This window comes from Pristimantibacillus sp. Z349TD_6, from assembly GCF_056173205.1.
This window is the reverse complement of sequence record NZ_CM149662.1, coordinates 7619404-7638597: the sequence shown is the minus strand read 5'-3', so window position 1 is coordinate 7638597 and position 19194 is coordinate 7619404. Positions and strand designations below refer to the sequence as shown.

Below are 19194 nucleotides of genomic sequence, written 5' to 3'. Positions count from 1 at the left end.
AAAAGAAGAACTGTGATGCAAGCAGTAGTTTAAACATTAAAAACAAAATGGAGGAGTTTACATTGAGTATTGCTTTGGGATTATTGGTTGTTCGTGTCGTTGTAGGTCTGTTGTTCGTGGGGCATGGTGCACAAAAGCTGTTTGGCTGGTTTGGCGGTTATGGTCCAAAGGGAACAGGCGGCTGGATGGAGTCGATTGGCATTAAGCCAGGGGTTGCTATGGCTGTTGCCGCTGGATTGATGGAACTAATCGGCGGCCTATTATTCGTCGCTGGTCTGCTTACACCTCTTGCTGCGGTATTGATCGTGCTTACTATGCTTGGTGCTATTGTGAAGGTGCATGCTCCTAACGGAATATGGGCAACCGCAAACGGTTATGAATATAATCTTGTTCTTGTAGCCATTGCTATAGGCATCGCATTAACAGGCGCTGGTGAATATTCCATTGATGCGCTTATTGGCTAATCAGAAGTGGAGTTAGTTACATTACTTTTCATATTCCTATAAAATAAGGAGTGTCATTACCATGACAAATCAAACAGCTGGTATTCACCATATAACCGCTTTTGTTAGAAACGCGCAGACGACGGCAGATTTTTATTCAGGCGTATTAGGTCTAAGGTTGATTAAGAAGACGATTAACTTTGATGCGCCAGAGGTTTATCATTTATATTTTGGCAATGAGATCGGAAGTCCAGGCACTATTATTACGTTTTTTCCTTGGGAGAATTCCCGCAAAGGCAAAATTGGTGGGGGTCAGGTGGGTATAACCACTTATGTAGTTCCCGCAGGTGCATTCGGTTTTTGGAAAGAGCGTCTGACTAAGCTTAATGTAGATTTTGCTCAAACATCAAGATTTGGAGAGCAGTATTTGCAATTCGAAGATCCTGATGGTTTAAAGCTTGAGATCGTAGCTAGGGAGCAAGGAGCGGACAGTAAATGGTCGTTTGGCGGCGTTCCGGCGCAGCAGGCGATTAAGGGTTTTGGCGGTGCCGTATTATATACGACGGCTTCGGCTAAAACCGCGGAGCTCCTTGTTAACGTGATGGGACTGGAGAAAGTCGGGGAAGATGAAGGTTATGCTCGTTTTAAAGCAACAGGCGATCTGGGCAATCTAATTGACATCAATGTAGAGGATATGGAGCATGGACATGGAGGAGCGGGCACCGTTCACCATATTGCTTGGCGGGCAAAAGACGACGCGGAGCACGCGCTATGGAGAAGCCACGTTGAGAGCCATGGCTTTCAGCCTACTAAGGTCGTGGATCGCCAATATTTTAACGCGATCTATTTCCGTGAAGCCGGCGGCATTTTATTCGAGATTGCTACAGATCCACCGGGCTTTGCTCGTGATGAAGAGCCAGAGCATCTCGGTGAAAAGCTGATGCTGCCGGAATGGTATGAGGAGCATCGTACACAAATTGAGCAATTATTATCACCATTTGAAGTAAGAGTATTGGAGGAGGACAAATGATGAAACATATATTCAAACAAGGAACAGATACAACTGCACCAGTACTGCTGCTCTTGCATGGAACGGGTGGTACCGAGCGGGATTTGCTCCCGCTTGCTGAGCTAGTTTCGCCTGCTTCGTCCGTGCTGAGTGTCAGAGGAAATGTGCTCGAGAATGGTATGCCGCGTTACTTCAGACGTCTTGCTGAAGGCGTATTTGATCTAGAGGACCTTAAATTCCGCACGCAGGAGCTTAATGATTTTCTAGATCAAGCCGCAGCCGAATATGAATTCGACCGCAATAATATCGTGGCGATCGGTTATTCCAATGGGGCTAATATCGCAGGCAGCCTATTGTTCCACTATCAAGGTACGCTTCGCGGAGCGATCTTGCATCACCCGATGGTGCCGATTCGGGATGTTGATCTGCCTGATCTAGCTGGCGTACCTTGTTTCATTGGCGCGGGTTCGAATGATCCGCTTTGCACGCCGCAGGAGACGGAGGAGCTGGACCGTATGCTGCAAGCAGCTGGAGCGCCAGTTACGGTACACTGGGAGACATTTGGGCATCAGCTAACGAGTTCAGAGGTAGCTGCGGCAGCGGCTTGGTTTAAAGAAACCTTTACAGGTTAATATAAAGCAAGCATTCTGCTTTTGAAGGGGGGAGCCCATCATGTTATCGATTGATCCAACGAGTCAAAGTGTGCAGGACAATTATAAGCTGTTGATTGGCAGCATTGTGCCAAGACCCATTGCTTTTGTCACTACACTCTCAAGCGAAGGCGTGCTGAATGCAGCTCCGTTCAGCTTCTTCAATATCGTTACCGCTAATCCGCCTATGGTTGCGGTATCTGTACAGCGCAAGCCGGGAGGTATCCAGAAGGATACCTCTCGAAATGCCATTGCCCAAGGCGAGTTTGTTGTACATATTTCTGATGAGAGCTATATCGAAGCGATTAATATAACGGCAGCAGCTTTGCCTTCGGAAGAGAGTGAGGTTGCGCTAGCAGGTTTAACGGCAATCGCTAGCGACCTTGTGAGTGTGCCGGGTGTAGCTGAAGCGAGAATCCGTATGGAATGTGTACTCGATCAATCGTTGTCGCTTGGCGGTACAGAGGATTCGCCAGCCTGCGATTTATTAATTGGCAGAGTTGTACGTTTCCATGTGGATGAGGCTTTGTACGAGAATGGACGTATTAACGCCGAGGCATTAAAGCCGGTGAGCCGGCTTGCTGGAAACGATTATGCGAAGCTAGGCGAGCAATTCACAATTGTCCGGCCAACATAAACGTAATGTGCGTTAGAAAAATGCAGCTGCAGCTGCGGACAAGAAAAACGTCCGTGGCTGCTTTGCAAACCAAGCGCCCCGCTAACACAGCAAAAGCTGCCGAATATAACAATCGGCAGCTTTTTTGCTTAATCGTAAGCCTTATTTTGATTAGATAATCTCATATGTCGGAAATCGGGTATGAGCCAATAAAATCGAGTATGGCGTCATTAACCAAAACCGGATTTTCTCTAAGCATATGAGGTCTGTGACTGCCACCTTGAACGACGAGATATCGAGATCCTTTAATCAAGGAACTCAACTGCTTTATCTTTGCTTCACCTACAAAGGGATCGTTTTCCCCAGTAATAAGCAAGGATGGACAATGAATGCTGCTTAGCTGCTCGCTAGTAAGCTGAGGATAGAGACGCCAATCGTTCGCAGACTGCCGCATATGCTCCTGCCAATTGCCTCGATGAGCTTCAGCATGCCTTTCAATTATTTGATTGATGGTCGCTTGCTGCCCCTGTTCCAAAAGCCACTCTGGCTCAAATTGCTCGACACCCGTTGAATCTGCAAACCCGCTGGTTCCTATCGTAGTTAAAGTAGCCACTCTTTCTGGAAAATGAACGCCACTATACAATCCAACATTAGCTCCTAAGCTGTACCCGATCAAATGTGCTCTAGAAATGCCAAGCGCGTCCATAAAGTCGATCGTGTCCTCTACAAGCTGAGGCGTATTCCATTCGAGACTGCTGCACTTTGTTCGTCCATGACCTCTAAAATCCGGATAATAACAAGTATATTTGCTCTGAAAATCAAGCAATTGGCTGGCGAAGGCTAGAATTCCCCGAGAGTAGCCGCTGTGCAAAAAAATAACGGGCTCACCGTTCCCCATCTTTTCATAAAAAACGTCCAAATCCTTGAATGGAATGTAGGGCATGATCGTGCCACCTCCTAAATTTCATCTCAATTCAACGGTAGCTTTTTAAACGTTAAGCTTAAAGAGCTATCCTATGAATATCTCTTTTTTTGGGAGAATTGGCAAGGTGCATTGCAGGTATAAGACTAGTTTCTATATCTAATTATGCTGAATTGGCTGTTTAAAGAGAAATAGGGCTAGTTTCTAGTCCTATTCATGAGAATTTCACGCTCGGGAGCCTAAATAGCGGTATGCGTTGTGATATAGGACTAGTTTCTATATCTAATTTTGCTGAATTGGTCATTTACAGAGAAATAGGACTAGTTTCTAGTCCTATTTATGAGAATTCCACGCTCGGGAGCCGAAATAGCGGGATGCGTTGAGAAATAAGACTAGTTTCTATATCTAATTATGCTGAATAGGTTGCTTAAAGAGAAATAGGGCTAGTTTCTATATCTAATTTTGCTGAATTGGTCATTTACAGAGAAATAGGACTAGTTCCTAGTCCTATTTTTGAGAATTCCACGCTCGGGAGCCTAAATAAAGGTATGCGTTGGATATAAGACTAATTTCTATATCTAATTATGCTGAATAGGTTGCTTAAAGAGAAATAGGACTAGTTTCTAGTCCTATTTTTGAGAATTCCACGCTCGGGAGCTGAAATAGCGCGATGCGGTGCGGCTATGCTATGGATTGATCAGTATCGCTTGCTCCGGCACCTCTCCTGGATTGTCAGCATGAGGGTTCTCTGAGCTCTCGAAAGGAACCAAATAGTATTTCTCAGCTTTCAAATCAATTGGAACGTAGCGGTTATAAGAACCCTCAGCAGATATTTCCGCTGTGTTAGGCAATAGCTCCACCCCGGATTCACTGACAATTTTAAACGCAATGTGATTGGATTGCTCGGTCCAGTCATAATATAAAATCGTTGAAATAGGTGATACGACCATGTTTTTCAGATGAATGGATTGTCCGTTTCCAAGTGATATATCCTGATTAAATGCAATCGTTTCACTTGTTGCAGCCAATTGATTCGTTGGAACCTTAATGTCAAAGGACCAAGGATTCTCAATCAGCTTCACTTTCGAGTCGATGCTCCAGTCTAGATTATCGTATCTAATTTGGAAGGCAATCGTTTCACCGATCGGAAGCTCTGAAATTCGCAGCTCATTATAGACCGTATAAATGGAATCGTGTACTTTAATGGATTGTCCAGCGGTTCCTGAAGTGAGATTCTGTCCATTCATGAGTACGGTTGGCATCGGATGCATTTTGTAATTGAATTTGACCCCCTCAGCAGGCTCAAAAGTGGAGCTAATAAGCAAACGTCCGTTATCAATCAACGCTTCATCTAAGGTCCATTTCCCGTACTTATTTTCAGCAGTGGCACCAATCTCGGTTTTGAACGGAGAGTAGTCCGCGTTCTCATCTGCATTAGTTGCCATCAATCGCTCCATCAACCCTCCGACGAAAGGAACATTGGCAAACGTCACAGTCCCCGTGCTGATTGAAATGCCTGCTGCCAAAATAATAGCCGCCGCAACGCCTGCATATTTCTTTCTATTATTGGTTTTACGTTTTCTAATTTTACTCCGTACGCGTCGGTCCCAGCTCTTTTTTTGGAAGCTCGTGAGCTCCTGTTCTTCATACTGGCTTACATCCAGGTTAAGATCATTTAACTCTTTATAAATCGACATGGTCTCACTCCTTATCCTTGATTATTTTTGAGCAGATAGCTTTTCAATTTCTTGCGTCCCCTGGAAAGCTTGTTGTGCACCCAAGATTCCTTGGCATTATAGTGCTCCGCGATTTCATGGGAAGGTGTTCCCTCTAAGTAATATTTTTCGAAAATATCCCGCTCACGCGCTGATAGTTGGTCAAACAGCTCATCTACTTGGCTTGTGCCTGCCGCTTCGCTTGTTTTGAGCATACGATCATCTATTTCGGAAACCGAAAATTGGTGATTGTGAAGCTTGATTTGTTTTCTTTGATAATCAATGGCTTTATATTTGGCAATCGCTGCAAGCCATTGTTTAAAGCCATTTTTCTCGGGATCGAAGTGCAAAATATGGTTCCATACCGAAAGCAGCACATCATCCAGACATTCCTCGTAATCCTGCTGCTGGCCATTTAAATGGCGTTTAATTATCGCAGCAAGCAGTCCTCCATATTGATGGATAATAAAAGAAATGGCTTTCTCGTTTTTGTTCTTTATGTGTTGTACAACATTGTCCTCTGTCAGTTTCAACCGTTCACCCCTCCTTGCAACAATTATTGGCGCCTACTAGGTAATACGAATAGAATTCCTTTAATCTATCACATGAGAAAAAAAGAGCGAGTTTTCCGTTTCCATATCGATAGTAGATCAAGCATAATAGATAGTGTTGCAATATTCTTATTTTGACATTAATGGTCCATACAAGGAGAGAGTGAGATGCACAAAATAATGATTGTAGAAGATGATCCGAAAATCGCGGAGCTTCTGCTGTCTACTATAACGAAGTATGGCTATGAAGGGATACGGGTAAACGATTTTCAGCATGTCATGGATGAGTTCCATCAAGCCAAGCCTGACATGGTTCTTCTTGATGTGAATTTGCCTAGTTATGACGGCTATTACTGGTGCAGGCAAATCCGCAGCGCGTCGATCTGCCCGGTGTTGTTTATATCCGCTCGCGACGGTGAAATGGATCAGATCATGGCTCTTGAAAATGGGGGCGATGATTATATCACGAAGCCGTTTCACTCTGGAATTGTGCTGGCCAAAATCCACAGCCATCTTCGGCGTGCCTATGGGGAGTATGCCTCCAGATATGAGGAACGCGTTCTCGAGATCGAAGGGCTCATGCTTTATCCAGAAAGGCTGGAGCTGAAGCTTGAAGCAACAATCATTGCGCTCACGAAAAAAGAATCCGACATTGTAGAAAGCCTCATTGAGCGATATCCACGGGTTGCCAGCCGCGAGGCTCTGCTTGAGAAGCTGTGGGATGATCAAGCTTACGTGGATGAAAATACGCTAAATGTGAACATTACCCGCGTTAGAAGAAAATTTCAGGAGCTTGGCATCGAAGATGCTTTGCTGACGGTGAGAGGTACAGGCTATCGGCTGAACGTCACATGGATGAAGGAAAGTGACAAGTGAAACTGTTTATAAGAGAACACGCTTTGCTCATTGTTGTTCAGCTTTTGCAATTGGGTATCATTTTTTCGATTTATTGGCTCGATGGTTATCACAATTTGGAGACAGCACTTTACGTTGTTTTTCTTGCTTTCTTCATCCTAGGCGGATACCTTGTGTACCACTTTCTTAGTCGGCGACATTATTACCTCCGCCTTAGTCAGCCTCTCGAATCGCTAGATGCTTCATTTCAGAAAATCGGGCAGTCGCCCATCTCGGAGGCGCTCCAGAAACTGTTGCATACCCAGTACCGTCATTATCAGCAGCAATTATACACGGTAAAGAAGCAGCAGGAGGAGCATCTCGTTTTCATGGACCAATGGGTTCACCAAATGAAAACACCTCTTTCGGTCATTGAGCTCACTGTTCAAAATATTGACGAGCCTGAGTTTGCCAGCATTCGTGAGGAGCTGGAGAGAATGCGCTCGGGTTTGCATACGGTCCTCTATATGGCTCGGCTCCGCGCCTTCGAACAGGATTTCCACGTGAAGCCCGTCGTTCTGTCACAAATCATCAGCGCCGTTGTCCATGACAACAAACGACTTTTTATTCGCAATCAGATTTATCCCGAGGTTCACGTCAGTACGCCTGAATTAACGGTCGAAACGGATGAGAAATGGCTGTTTTTTATGCTCTCCCAGCTCGTCATCAATGCGATTAAATATTCTGCGAGCAAAGAGACAGAAGGGAAGAAGGTCGTGATTTCCTGCTATTTGCGCGGGAGCGAAGCTGTTATTGAGGTTATCGATCGTGGGGTAGGCATTCCTGCTGCGGATATGAAGCGGGTGTTTGATCCCTTTTTTACCGGGGAAAACGGACGCGGCATGCGCGAATCAACGGGAATGGGGCTCTATCTGACGAAGGAGGCTGCTGATCGTCTTGGGCATAGAATGGAGCTAACGTCAGTGGTCGATCAGGGTACGGAGGTACGTATTGTTTTTGCCGCCTATCAGAAGCTTACAAGCGTGTAATAAAAGTGAAAGTCTAATCGATAGTTAGCGGCTGACCGTCCACAGTATACTGATCACACATTAACTGTTTTGCTCTTGAAAGGAGATCTAAGTATGCTGCATGTAAGACAGGTTAGTAAAATATATGAAGGTAAAATGTCCTACCTAGCTTTGACCGACATTAATTTAACGATTGATGATGGTGATTTTGTCGGGATTATGGGCCCCTCTGGAAGCGGGAAAACAACGCTGCTGAACTTAATTGCAACGATTGACGAGCCGACAACGGGAGACATATCCTTTCACGGCAAAACGACCAGCAAGCTGGACAAAAATGAGTTAGCGATATTTCGCCGCCGTGAGCTTGGATTTGTTTTTCAGGATTTCAATCTGCTTCATACCTTGACGGTTGAGGAGAATATTGTGCTGCCGCTGACACTAGATGGCAACAAGGTTAGCGAAATGAAGAAAAAAGTAAAAGCCATAGCAGAGAAGCTAGGCATTACAGAGATTATGAATAAACGCATGTATGAAATATCTGGGGGGCAGGCACAGCGAGCAGCGATAGCAAGGGCTATGATTCATTCCCCCAAGCTGCTGCTGGCAGATGAACCGACAGGAAACCTTGACTCCAAAGCAGCGAAGGATGTCATGGAACTGCTGGAGAAAATTAACCGTGAGCAGAAAGCAACAATGATGCTGGTCACGCATGATGCGGTGGCTGCTAGTTATTGCAATCGTGTTGTTTTCATTAAGGACGGCAGGTTCTATACGGAAATCCATCGGGGTGACAATCGTCAAACCTTCTTCCAAAAAATTATCGATACGCTTTCGCTGTTAGGAGGATATCATAATGACGTTTCGCCAGTTCGCATTCCGTAACGTCACTCGCAACAAACGGCTTTATGCAGGTTATTTCCTCAGCAGTCTATTTACGGTGATGGTTTTCTTTACTTTTTCTATCTTTGCATACCACCCTGTCCTTAGCGGGGAAAATATTCATTCCAGCGCTACGTTTGCGCTTTCTGTATCCAAGTGGATTATTTATGTATTTTCCTTCTTTTTTGTTCTGTACTCCATGAGTACATTTCTACAATCGCGCAAACGAGAATTTGGGCTGATGATCATGCAGGGCATGACCACTGTCCAGCTCCGTCTGATGATTTTTTTGGAAAATATGATTATTGGCCTATTTGCCATTATCGGCGGCATTGGTTTGGGGCTTGTGTTTGCAAAGGCGATTTTGCTTGCAGGGGAAAATGTTCTTACCATCAATGAAAAGCTATCCTTTTATATTCCTTATAAGGCTATTGCCCTCACTCTGGTTTCATTTTTGATTTTATTTATTCTCATCTCTTTTTTTATTTCTACCGTACTGCGCAGCGGGCAGCTGGTTACGCTTTTAAAGGCAAACAAGCAAGCGAAAAGTGAGCCGAAGTCATCTTTCCTTCTTTCCGTGCTAGTACCAATCCTGATTGGAACAAGCTACTTTCTTAGTTTGCGAGCCGATGGCGCCGAGGCTATTTTTCTGCTTATTCCGGTTACGATCATGGTTTGCATCGGCACTTACCTGCTGTTTACACAGCTTAGCGTCTATATCATTCGGAAGCTAAAGAGTATGGAATCGATTTTTTGGCTCAAAACGAATATGCTGCTTTTTTCCGATCTCGCCTACCGCTTGAAGGACAACGCACGTTCGTTCTTTCTGGTCGCTATCATCTCCACGGTCTCGTTTTGTGCGATAGGCTCGCTTTATGGGTTTCAATCCATCATCGGCGGAGATCATGTTAAGGGAAATCCTTATCTATTCACCTACCAGACAACAATGGATGGTGATAGCAGCGAGCAAAAGCATATGGAGCAGATTGATCGCACACTGAAAGAATCGAACATCGCAAATGAAAAAGCAATGCTTAAGCTTGGTTATTACAAGGCCTCCAATAGCGATAAAATGATTGTAGTGGTTAAGCAATCCGACTATAACCATTTGGCCGAATTAATGAAAATAGATAAGATTAAGCTTTCTGGCGGCAAAGCAGCGGTTGTTGACTTTGGGATGTCACGAGCGGGTAAAGCGATGCTTAACGAACCATTTACGCTGCAGCCTAGTGTTGTGATTAAAGCCAATCGAGCTGTTGTATCGCCAGCGGTACATGGTTTCAGCGGCTATTTCATTGTATCGGATGAACAATTTGCAAAACTCCAGCCTCCAGTACAAGAGAGCCATTATTATGCATGGCATGGACCACTGCGGCAGAAAGAAGCCATAAAGGCAGGCGGTAAGCTTACGAATCTCATTCCCTATAGCGATAAATATCAGTTTTACGCGCTTGAATTTCAAAATTCCGTTCTAAGCCAGCGCTTTGGCCCGATACTGTTCATTGGTTTGTTTATCGGAATCGTGTTTTTTGTCTCCGCAGGCAGTTTTCTCTATTTCCGCCTGTACAGCGATTTGGATGATGACAGACAGAAGTTCAAAGCGGTTGCGAAAATGGGTCTGAGCGACAAAGAGCTTGCAAAAATACTGAATCGACAAATTATATTGCTATTCTTTGCACCAATCGTGGTGGCATTAGTACATGGGGCTGTTGCCCTCATGACACTATCCAACATGTTTAAATACTCGCTGCTCAAGGAATCCATACTCGTGCTTGGCCTATTTTTTATCGTTCAAGTCATTTACTTCTTCATCGTTCGTTTCTTCTATATTAGGCAGGTAAAGATGGCGCTTGCCTAATTGAGCATCATAAAAAAAGAGTGCTTCAGAGGCAATTACACCTCCAAAGCACTCTTCTTTATTTGTCTAATGCTTTAACAAGCAGGTCTGCATAAAACTGTGCTCCATGCTTTTTCAAATGCACGCCATCAGCGGCAAAAAAGTCCTTTTTCCCTTTGCTTGCTGTATACCAGTCTACAATGGTCACGTTCTCCGTCTTTTTCGCTGTGGCCGCGAGCATTTTATTTACGGAATCCTGCCATTTGCGCGGGACACGCGTATTGATGAATATGATTTGACGCTCTGTGCCTAAAGTGCCAAGAAGCTCATTCATCTGTTTTGTCGTAAAGGCACCGTTCGTTCCGAGCTGTATAACAACCGTATTTCCAAGCTGGTCATTTTTTTTCAAATCCTCAATCACGTCTAATGCCTGCCCAAACTGTCTTCCTATTTTTCCATTAACAACGATACCCGGAACCAGCTTCTCTAGGAATGGTTCAGCATCCAATAGGACGGAATCGCCGATTGCCGTCACGCTGTTTTGATCGATAGGGGTGACAGTCGGTTTGTCTGGTACAGGCTTCTGATCTTTGTTTCCCTGTACGGGATTGCTGGTTGGTTTGTCATTAACGTTTGGTACTGGTTTTGGCTTACTACCATCGGTGCCGTTAACAACGTTATCAACGTTCGGCTGCTTCGGATCGGTGATGGACGGTTCGGTTTTATCTGTTTCTGTACCCAGAGCCGTATGAGATTGATCAGGTTGCCCCGTCGCTTGCGGAGGCGTTTGTTTTTCTGGTTCAGCTGGCTTCGGCTCGATCACAGTCTCATTTTGACCAGTCTTGCCTTGTTCACGATCTTTGCCTGGAGCAGCTTCCTCCGAAACATTCGGCTTGGCAGGCGCAACTACAGATGTTTCATTGTTCGTGCTATCGCCGCTGGCTGATTGCAAATTCACACTGCTTGTGCAGGATACGCTTGAGAAAACAATAACAAGCACGGCGAGATAGCTGCTGGCTTTTTTTAGTCCAATCCGCTCTGTCATTTGCTGTTTAAACAGGGAATATATTTTTCCAAGCGCACCATGCCTGATAGGCTCCTCTATAAACCGCCAAGAAAGCTCAGCAAGCACGAAAGTTAGGATTACTTGAATAATTGCTCTTACAGGATGCAGCTCCCCGCTCTCGGCCGTTGGAGTCGTTAACACGATAATTGGATAATGGTATAAATAAATGCCGTAGGAACGGACGCCGATCCATGCAAGCACTTTACTTCCGATTACATTTGCGAATTTACTTGCGGGATGGGCGAGTGCAGCCACGACAACCGCAGTAGCAAGGGAGAACAGCACCATGCCTCCGCGATATAGAAAAGAATCATACTCGTTGGTCTGATTAATCATAACCAAAATGATGACGAAGCCGAATGTGCCTACAGCATCTATAAGCATACGGCTGCGTGCAGACAAGGTCGATGACAGCTTCCAACTCGGCCAAACGATAGCGAGCGCTGCCCCAATGAGAAGGGAAAAGGCTCTGGTGTCCGTCCCATAGTAAACACGGCTTGGATCAACACCCGGCTGGTAAAGCAGGATCATCGCACCGGCTGATACCGCAGCTGCCGCCAGTGTCCACAGCGCAAGTTTGCCCCGTTTTGGAGAGAAGCGGATAACGGCTAACAGCACGAGGGGCCACAATAAATAAAATTGTTCTTCCACTGCAAGCGACCATAAATGGCCGAACGGTGAAGCGGGGCCGAAGCTCTCGAAGTAGGAAACCTCATGGAAAATAAGATACCAGTTGCTTATATAAAGAAGCGCTGACCCGATATCGCCTTTTAGAGAGAATAACCGGCCTGTATCACTAATCAACAGCCATAATGAAACGACAGCTATCATGAGGAACATTGCAGGCAGCAATCGCCTAGCTCGGCGAATAAAAAACGTTTTGAGATCTAATTTCTTGGAAGGATGAAGCTGTTTAAGCAAAATGTCCGTGATTAAATATCCAGAGAGGACAAAAAACATAGTAACTCCGAGCAGTCCGCCCGGTACCCATTGCAAGTTCAAGTGATAAGCAATGACAGCAAGAACGGCAATGGCGCGCAAGCCATCCAGTCCCGGCATATAGCGACTACTGTTGCCGATTGGTTTAGGCATGGCGGAATCCTCCTACATGAATTTGAATAGGGAGAATTGCAGCAAGGTCGATGAGAATAAGACGGTGGAAAAAGCGATGATTACGAATAATACCGATGGTAAAAATGGTGTTCAGCCCCTCTGGATGATGAATCGTTGTAAATCAATTATATGGCGGCAGCTAAAATAATTCGTAACAGAACAGTTACAAATCGGTATCAAACTGGAAACAAAAAAAACGAAAAGTTACAGAACGAATAAATGCATGTTTCCACCAGTAAAGGGAACCGTAACCACAAGTATTTTTTTGGGAGGTTCCCTAGATGAGAATCGTAAAAGTTTGGATCGCTTCGTTTCTTGCGTTGTTGTTTATGACGAGTGGAGCAGATATTGCAGCGGCACCGAATGGGGAACAAGAACAACTTCTAAGGGCTGCTTTTGTGCGAAATGGCGAGCTTTGGCTAAAGACAGGTCAAGTGGAGAAGAAGCTTGTAAGCGGACCTTTTGTGCGCAATCCCAAGTGGTCATTCGATGGAGAATGGCTTGCATATACGCAGGGAGATGCAGAGCAAGAGCAAGAGCTATGGGTGCTGCATTTGCCGACAGGCAAGAGCAAGCTCGTCGCTGCAAATGTCGGGAAAAATTTTCAATGGGCGCCGAAGAACAAGCTGCTGGCATATCAGATAAAGGATCAACTGCAATATGTTGATGCGAGCTCGCCGGACAAACCGCTTGGTTCCGCCGCTGCCATTGATAATTTCTCTTGGCTGCCGTATGGCAAAGGTTTTTTTGCTTCTTCACAGTCAGAGCTGCTCCCGGATGGCTGGACGCCGATCCATCTTTATCAAATACCACTTCGTACAATGGACGATCCTCGCACCTATACAACCGTTCATGTGCTGCCAGCACCATCTGACGATTTTTTTGCGGTTGGCACGAGCGAGTTCAAATGGTCCGCTGATGGTCGATGGATCGCATTTCTTGCTAAGCCAACCGCGTCATTATCGGCCGATAGCAACATCCTCTGTGTGATTTCAACGGACGGCGTTGTTTTTAGAACACTTGATGAGATGGTGAATAATCCCCAGTGGTTCTCATGGGCAAAGAGCGGCAGCCGGCTCGCTTACATTGCAGGGATCGGGCGCGAGGCCACCAGTAACAAACAGCTGAAGGTGCTGGAAGTGACCTCAGAGAAGGGGGCTGCCTATACACCTAAGCGTTTCGTTGATCAAGCATTTGTTTGGCAGGATTTGCAGCATATTATTGTGTCGAGAGCAGCGGAATCTAAGCCAGATGGCGATCAGCGCCGTGCAGCATTTCCTTACTTAGTGAGGGTGGAGCTGAATAATGGCGTGCAAAAACATATGACAAAGTCCTCCCGAAAGCATGGCGCTTATAATCCGATAGTTCTTCATTCGAAGCTCTTTTGGGTGAGGGATGATCATACTACAGCAAATGTAATCATGGCGGACATAGATGGACACCATGCAGTGGAATGGATAAAAGGTATCGACCAAGCAGATTCTTATTATGGGCAATGGGACTGGTCTGAGGTGATTGCATTCTTTTGAGTGTTTCATGTGCATCATAACGTATGCCGCAAAGATCATAATATGCTCAATTGATAACCTATTCTACATGCTATAATATAAGGAGGTAATGGAGACAAGCTGGCTGAGTAACACCCAGTTCAATTATGATAATGACTTAAACAAGGGAGTGGAACAATTAATGATTAGTAAAGTCGGTCAAATCATGCTGTATGTAGATAACCAAGATAAGGCAGTGGAATTTTGGACAGAAAAAGTAGGTTTTCAAGTCATTTCTGAAGAAAATAACGGCCAAGGGTTTCGATATATTGAAATTGCTCCTACAAAGGATTCAGAAACAACGATCATTCTACATAATAAGGAATTCGTTGCAAAAATGTCACCAGGATTAAATCTTGGTACACCATCTTTAATGTTTTTTACGGAAAACTTCGAACAGCTGCATGGCGACTTGTCAAATAAAAGTGTCACTGTCGGTGACATTGTAACGATGCCTTCTGGAAGAGTATTTAACTTTGCAGATGATGAAGCAAACTACTTTGCTGTAATGGAGAAAAAGTAATATTCCCCTTCCTTTTCAGTGTATTCAGAAACGAATGCTCTATAAAACAGCGGCAGTCTTTCGAGACTGCCGCTGTTCTTGCAATGACAAGTTAATTCATGCTCTTTATTCGAACAATCCCTTCAGTTGATGCCGCGTCTTCGTACATAAAATATAAAGAATAATCTCCTGTTGTATAACTAAGGCCATATTCATCATACCCGCCATCAGAATTGCCTTCGGAATCTGGTTCTCCCAAAACCTTCTTAACCTCTTCTACGGATTCGTTTATTTTTATATCGATTACGCCTATCTTATTTTCGTCCCAAATATAGAAGTAGCAGTTATCATATTTTAAATAATCAGCATTTTCAAACCCAACTTCGTCAGGCTGTCCATAGGCTTGCTCTAGTTCGCTCCTAGAGTGGTTTAAATTTACTTTTAAGCCCTTAAGCTGCCCTTTTTCGGCTGTTTCTAGAAGCTCACTGTCGAGGGTGAATCGACACGCATTCCCTTTACCGGTTTCTATTTGAGGCGTTTCAGGTTCCTCGGCTTTCGCACAAGCGGAGAGGAGGAGCATAGATAGTAAAAGGCATATTCCAGTGGTTTTGCTTATCATTCTTATCATAGAAACGCCTCCAATAGTTCACTCGATATAACTATAAACGGGCCGAGTAAATGTAATGTTTCAATGTCAAAAAAAGAGTGCTTTCTAGCAGATAAATGGCTGAATGATTCAGCTTAAAAGGCTGAATACAACATGGACGCACTATAATCCATTTGCTATTATTGATAACAGTTATCAATTAGAACGAGGAAGAGGGACTATATCATGCGTTATCCATTTAGCAAATCGGGGCTTTTGATCGCCTTTATTCTAGTATGCATGCTCGTGTCAGCATGCAGTAATTCGGGCTCGACAGCAAATGAGAAGCCGGCTCAAACGCCTGCAGAATCGAATGCTCCTGTAGAGACAGAAGCAAGCCAGTCAGCAACTAAAGTGTATAAGGACGCTTTGGGCAGAGAAGTAGAAATACCTGTAAACCCGCAGCGGATCATCACGACACAATATTTGCCGGAAATGATCGCTGTTGGCGTTAAACCGGTTGGGGCTGTGACACATTTGCTCTCTAACTTCGTAGCGATCAAAGATCAAATTGGCGGTATTGAAGATATTGGTGCAGCTAATGCCATGAATATGGAGAAGGCGCTGGAGCTGCAGCCGGATCTTATTATTGCAACAGAGTGGAATGAAGAACAGCTGGATCAGCTGAGTAAGATCGCTCCAACCGTCGTTGTGAAATGGGAAGGCAATGATGCGATCAAGCATTTTAAAGACGTAGCTGATGTTCTAGGGAAAAACGATAAAGCTGAGCAGTGGATCAAAGATTATGAGCAAGAAGCTGCGGAAGCAAGAACGAAATTAGCTTCATTCGTAAAAGAAGGAGAAACCTTCGGCGTTGTTGTTATCGGGGGTTACGAGAAAGGCCAGCTTAGAGTATACGGCACAGGCAATGTAGGTTATACTTTGTTCGATACACTGCAATTTCCGATGACAGACGTAGTGAAAACCGAATGGGATAAAGGCGATCATGAGCTGGGCATTAATATATCCTTGGAGAAGCTGAATGAATTTGCGTCAGCCGATAGATTGTTTGTCGTTAAGTTCAATAATGATCCTGATTTCTTAAAGAAAGTCGAAGAAAGCAGCCTCTGGAGCATGCTTCCGGCGGTTAAGAACAATAAAGTATATGTTGTGGAAGATGCGCTTTGGTTCTCATATGACGTTATGTCATTTAAAGGGCAGCTTGAAGATGCTGTTCAATTGCTTTCCAAATAGCAGCCACACGTTAATAAATAAGCTGAAGAGTCTTTCAACAACTGTTGAGGGACTTCTTTCATTTTAGGGAGCGGCCTACTAATATGGCGAATGATTCGAAAGATGCTGCTTTACGCTTATCTTGCATGTATGTTTGGGCTGACACGACAAGAATCTCGTGCGAGAGTCTTGCTGAGAAAGTGAAAATAAAAACGAAGAGACATGTGCTGATCGTGTCAGCTGAGGGAACCGGCATTTTGCATGCTGACGGCAAGGAGTATTTGCTCGAATTTGGCAAATGTTTTGTCTTTCAGCCGAATGCGACCATTGAGCTGTTCAATCAATCTGAATTTCAGCTCATCGCTTTTGTTGCTGAGTTTGATTTGCTGCGTCTGCGTAAACGAAGCGCGCCGCCGGCAGTCGGGCTTGGAGATGGCGAATATCATGTGCAGCCGTTCACACAATTACTGGAGCTTGTACAGCGTTTGTACAAAAAACGAGTACTCTCGAGTGAAGTGGAGGAATATCGTAATCATTTGCTCTTTCAAGAGGCCATCTATATGGTCTTAAAGGCTGAGCAAAAAGAATATGAGGATGAGACGCTGCGGGCAGTCGAGCGGACGATTGAATATATCCAAGCCTCCTATTCGCTGGATATTACACACGCAAAGCTGGCAGAGATGGCAGGCTTGTCGCTGCGACATTATTCCAGGCTGTTTCAGAAGATGACGGGCAAAAGCCCGATTGATTACTTAATTCAATTTAGGATGGATCGCGCCAAGCATTTGCTGTTAACATCCGGTGAACCCATCAATGAAATTGCCAGCCGAATCGGCTTTCGTGACCCGTTTCATTTTAGCCGCAGCTTTAAACAGCATACCAATGTCTCCCCAAGGCTTTATGTTCATTTAAGAAAGCAGAACATTCGTATCGCATCGCTGCAATTTTTGGGTGAGCTGCTTACTGTTGGTGTCAAACCGGTTGGAGCTCCGGCTCAATTGCTTGAGGGAGGTTATTTTCAAGATCGCATCAGTGGCATTGAAGAGATTGGCCAAACGGTTGTCACCCCTTATATGGACAAGCTTGCCGCATTAAAGCCGGATGCGATCATTACCTTTGACGGCCATCATTACTCTAGTTATGCCAGGATAGCACCTACACTTACGATTTCTTGGTCGCTGCCGATGTTCGAGCGCTTCCGCCAGCTCGCCGAATGGGTAGGAAAGCAGAAAGAAGCCGAGGATTGGATTCATAGCTATCTTGAAAAGGCTGAGGCTTCCAAGCGCATTTTATCGAAAAGTCTAGGACAGGGGCAGACGGTTTCCTTCCTATGGGCGCGAGGGCTGCCCTACAGTCTTCAGGTTTATTATGATATGAAGGTGTTTTATCAGGATCTAGGCTTCACTGCGCCAGAGGCTGTGAGAGAGGTTCAGCAGCAGGCAGGGCATCCGTTCAAAGCAGATATCCCCATCGAACAATTATCTAGTTATATAGGTGATTATGTTTTTGTGGTTGTTACGAAGGATTGGGACTCGCAGCAGCAATATGAAAGGCTTGAACAAAGTGAATGGTGGAGAGAGCTTCGTGCCGTCAAGCTAGGTCAAGTGTTCAAGGTGTCTGAGGACTGGCTGAGGGAGGACCCGCTTTCTATGCTCGGACAAATGAGCGGTGTTGTGAAAAGGCTTGGTGAGTGAGATGTGGCCGTGCTTGTGATGTGTTGTTAATTGCACAGCTCTATACCAACTTCAAACGGTATCAGTGTGCGACAAAAAAGATGACCTCTGAAAGATTCAGAGGTCTAGTTCATTATTGAAAAACCTTAGCTTCAGCTAACACAGCATATATTGAATCGAAACTATCCCCAATGCATTCAACTTCTATTTTAAGTTTAAGAACTCCTGTTAAATCTACTTTAATTTGCTGCGGATTATCTCCGCCTTTTACTTCTTCTACTGTAAGTAATTCATTATCATCACCAAAGAATTTATAAGTTGCTGTTGCTTTAGCATTTTTTGATAGATCATCAATTCCTACAAAAGCGGTTAAATATTTATATTTTCCATTTAAGTTATATTGAATTGAGGCACGGTTAGAGTTAAAGCCCATCGCATTTAAATCAAAGCTTAAGCCTTTCTGATAAACATTATCAGCAATTGTTATTTTACTATTACGACTACTTTGATTGAAGGCAATGTACGATTCCAAGACTGCATCTAACCTCGCATAAGTAATATCGGATAAGTATTTTGAAGCTCCTTCTTTCTTACCGACCCATACTGTACTGTTTTTACTGTCATAGTTAAATTCTTTACCTGCAGCTTGTGATATGAATTTGGCGGGTGCATAGAGTTGTCCTTTGTAAACAATTGCTTTATCGGATGAATTTTTTTGCACACCGTCAAACATATATTTTACCGATTGAAATACAACATCAATTTTCGTTGTATTTGCAGCATATACTGCAGATCCTGTCACCATAACTCCAATCATTAGTCCTAGAAATAATCCTTTTAATTTGTCCTTCATTTCTGTATCCCCTTATTATGAAATAGTTATTTGTGCTTATTTACGTTTCGACATAAGGAACAAATTTCCTTTATTTCATTGAGATAAATTAGCAGAAATTGTAGAAGTAAGGTAGAAAACACTGATTTCTAACGGTA

General features: G+C 44.3%; 19 protein-coding genes. 13 read left to right on the top strand and 6 right to left on the bottom strand.

What is annotated here, in order from left to right; genetic code table 11:
* The first annotated feature begins 62 nt into the window (after positions 1 to 62).
* From AC0VYE_RS33130 to AC0VYE_RS33115, 4 genes are all read left to right on the top strand, one after another.
* Positions 63 to 464 (top strand): DoxX family protein, encoded by a 402-nt coding sequence (locus AC0VYE_RS33130; RefSeq protein WP_475445065.1) that lies wholly within the window; start codon positions 63 to 65, stop codon positions 462 to 464.
* 61 nt (positions 465 to 525) lie between these two features.
* Positions 526 to 1473 carry a ring-cleaving dioxygenase gene (locus tag AC0VYE_RS33125; RefSeq protein ID WP_475445063.1) on the top strand — a complete coding sequence of 316 codons (948 nt, stop codon included), beginning with the start codon at positions 526 to 528 and terminating at the stop codon, positions 1471 to 1473.
* Positions 1473 to 2084: an alpha/beta hydrolase gene (locus tag AC0VYE_RS33120; protein ID WP_475449809.1), complete on the top strand. Its 612-nt coding sequence runs from the start codon at positions 1473 to 1475 to the stop codon at positions 2082 to 2084. Before AC0VYE_RS33125 ends, AC0VYE_RS33120 begins: the two co-directional genes overlap by 1 nt.
* A 40-nt stretch (positions 2085 to 2124) precedes the next feature.
* Complete coding sequence (locus AC0VYE_RS33115) at positions 2125 to 2739, top strand: flavin reductase family protein (protein ID WP_475445061.1); 615 nt, start codon at positions 2125 to 2127, stop codon at positions 2737 to 2739.
* A 160-nt stretch (positions 2740 to 2899) separates the two neighbouring features.
* Here the strand turns inward: AC0VYE_RS33115 and AC0VYE_RS33110 are convergent, their stop codons facing one another.
* The 3 genes from AC0VYE_RS33110 to AC0VYE_RS33100 all read right to left on the bottom strand — a co-directional run bounded on the left by AC0VYE_RS33110 (position 2900) and on the right by AC0VYE_RS33100 (position 5888).
* Positions 2900 to 3661 (bottom strand): alpha/beta fold hydrolase, encoded by a 762-nt coding sequence (locus AC0VYE_RS33110; RefSeq protein WP_475445060.1) that lies wholly within the window; start codon positions 3659 to 3661, stop codon positions 2900 to 2902.
* A gap of 665 nt (positions 3662 to 4326) precedes the next feature.
* The gene (locus tag AC0VYE_RS33105) at positions 4327 to 5337 is read right to left on the bottom strand and encodes a DUF4179 domain-containing protein (RefSeq protein ID WP_475445058.1); all 1011 of its coding nucleotides are present in this window, start codon (positions 5335 to 5337) and stop codon (positions 4327 to 4329) included.
* An 11-nt stretch (positions 5338 to 5348) separates the two neighbouring features.
* Positions 5349 to 5888, bottom strand: a complete 540-nt coding sequence (locus AC0VYE_RS33100) for a sigma-70 family RNA polymerase sigma factor (RefSeq protein ID WP_076266406.1) — start codon at positions 5886 to 5888, stop codon at positions 5349 to 5351.
* A gap of 186 nt (positions 5889 to 6074) precedes the next feature.
* On the opposite strand from AC0VYE_RS33100, the gene AC0VYE_RS33095 reads away from it, so the two are divergent.
* The 4 genes from AC0VYE_RS33095 to AC0VYE_RS33080 all read left to right on the top strand — a co-directional run bounded on the left by AC0VYE_RS33095 (position 6075) and on the right by AC0VYE_RS33080 (position 10505).
* Positions 6075 to 6782 (top strand): response regulator transcription factor, encoded by a 708-nt coding sequence (locus AC0VYE_RS33095; RefSeq protein WP_076266405.1) that lies wholly within the window; start codon positions 6075 to 6077, stop codon positions 6780 to 6782.
* Entirely contained in the window at positions 6779 to 7789 is a 1011-nt protein-coding gene (locus AC0VYE_RS33090; protein WP_475445055.1) for a sensor histidine kinase, read from the top strand. The genes AC0VYE_RS33095 and AC0VYE_RS33090 overlap by 4 nt, the downstream gene beginning before the upstream one ends.
* A gap of 93 nt (positions 7790 to 7882) precedes the next feature.
* Positions 7883 to 8650, top strand: coding sequence for an ABC transporter ATP-binding protein (locus AC0VYE_RS33085; protein ID WP_475445053.1), 768 nt, complete (start codon positions 7883 to 7885; stop codon positions 8648 to 8650).
* The gene (locus tag AC0VYE_RS33080) at positions 8622 to 10505 is read left to right on the top strand and encodes an FtsX-like permease family protein (RefSeq protein ID WP_475445051.1); all 1884 of its coding nucleotides are present in this window, start codon (positions 8622 to 8624) and stop codon (positions 10503 to 10505) included. Before AC0VYE_RS33085 ends, AC0VYE_RS33080 begins: the two co-directional genes overlap by 29 nt.
* A gap of 58 nt (positions 10506 to 10563) precedes the next feature.
* On the opposite strand, the gene AC0VYE_RS33075 is transcribed toward AC0VYE_RS33080, so the two are convergent.
* A complete protein-coding gene (locus AC0VYE_RS33075) occupies positions 10564 to 12642 on the bottom strand; it encodes an acyltransferase family protein (RefSeq protein ID WP_475445049.1) in 2079 nt (692 codons plus the stop codon).
* A gap of 16 nt (positions 12643 to 12658) precedes the next feature.
* On the opposite strand from AC0VYE_RS33075, the gene AC0VYE_RS33070 reads away from it, so the two are divergent.
* The 3 genes from AC0VYE_RS33070 to AC0VYE_RS33060 all read left to right on the top strand — a co-directional run bounded on the left by AC0VYE_RS33070 (position 12659) and on the right by AC0VYE_RS33060 (position 14733).
* The gene (locus AC0VYE_RS33070; protein ID WP_475445047.1) at positions 12659 to 12811 is read left to right on the top strand and encodes a hypothetical protein; all 153 of its coding nucleotides are present in this window, start codon (positions 12659 to 12661) and stop codon (positions 12809 to 12811) included.
* A gap of 133 nt (positions 12812 to 12944) precedes the next feature.
* A complete protein-coding gene (locus AC0VYE_RS33065; protein WP_475445045.1) occupies positions 12945 to 14192 on the top strand; it encodes a TolB-like translocation protein in 1248 nt (415 codons plus the stop codon).
* A 160-nt stretch (positions 14193 to 14352) separates the two neighbouring features.
* Complete coding sequence (locus AC0VYE_RS33060; RefSeq protein ID WP_076266632.1) at positions 14353 to 14733, top strand: VOC family protein; 381 nt, start codon at positions 14353 to 14355, stop codon at positions 14731 to 14733.
* A 91-nt stretch (positions 14734 to 14824) separates the two neighbouring features.
* Here AC0VYE_RS33060 and AC0VYE_RS33055 read toward each other — a convergent pair whose 3' ends face one another.
* Complete coding sequence (locus tag AC0VYE_RS33055) at positions 14825 to 15340, bottom strand: DUF4309 domain-containing protein (protein WP_475445044.1); 516 nt, start codon at positions 15338 to 15340, stop codon at positions 14825 to 14827.
* A 204-nt stretch (positions 15341 to 15544) separates the two neighbouring features.
* On the opposite strand from AC0VYE_RS33055, the gene AC0VYE_RS33050 reads away from it, so the two are divergent.
* Positions 15545 to 16552 (top strand): ABC transporter substrate-binding protein, encoded by a 1008-nt coding sequence (locus AC0VYE_RS33050; RefSeq protein WP_475445042.1) that lies wholly within the window; start codon positions 15545 to 15547, stop codon positions 16550 to 16552.
* Between the two features lie 83 nt (positions 16553 to 16635).
* The gene (locus AC0VYE_RS33045) at positions 16636 to 18225 is read left to right on the top strand and encodes an AraC family transcriptional regulator (protein WP_475445040.1); all 1590 of its coding nucleotides are present in this window, start codon (positions 16636 to 16638) and stop codon (positions 18223 to 18225) included.
* Positions 18226 to 18337: 112 nt separating this feature from the next.
* On the opposite strand, the gene AC0VYE_RS33040 is transcribed toward AC0VYE_RS33045, so the two are convergent.
* Positions 18338 to 19057, bottom strand: coding sequence for an NPCBM/NEW2 domain-containing protein (locus tag AC0VYE_RS33040; protein ID WP_475445038.1), 720 nt, complete (start codon positions 19055 to 19057; stop codon positions 18338 to 18340).
* Positions 19058 to 19194: the final 137 nt, after the last annotated feature.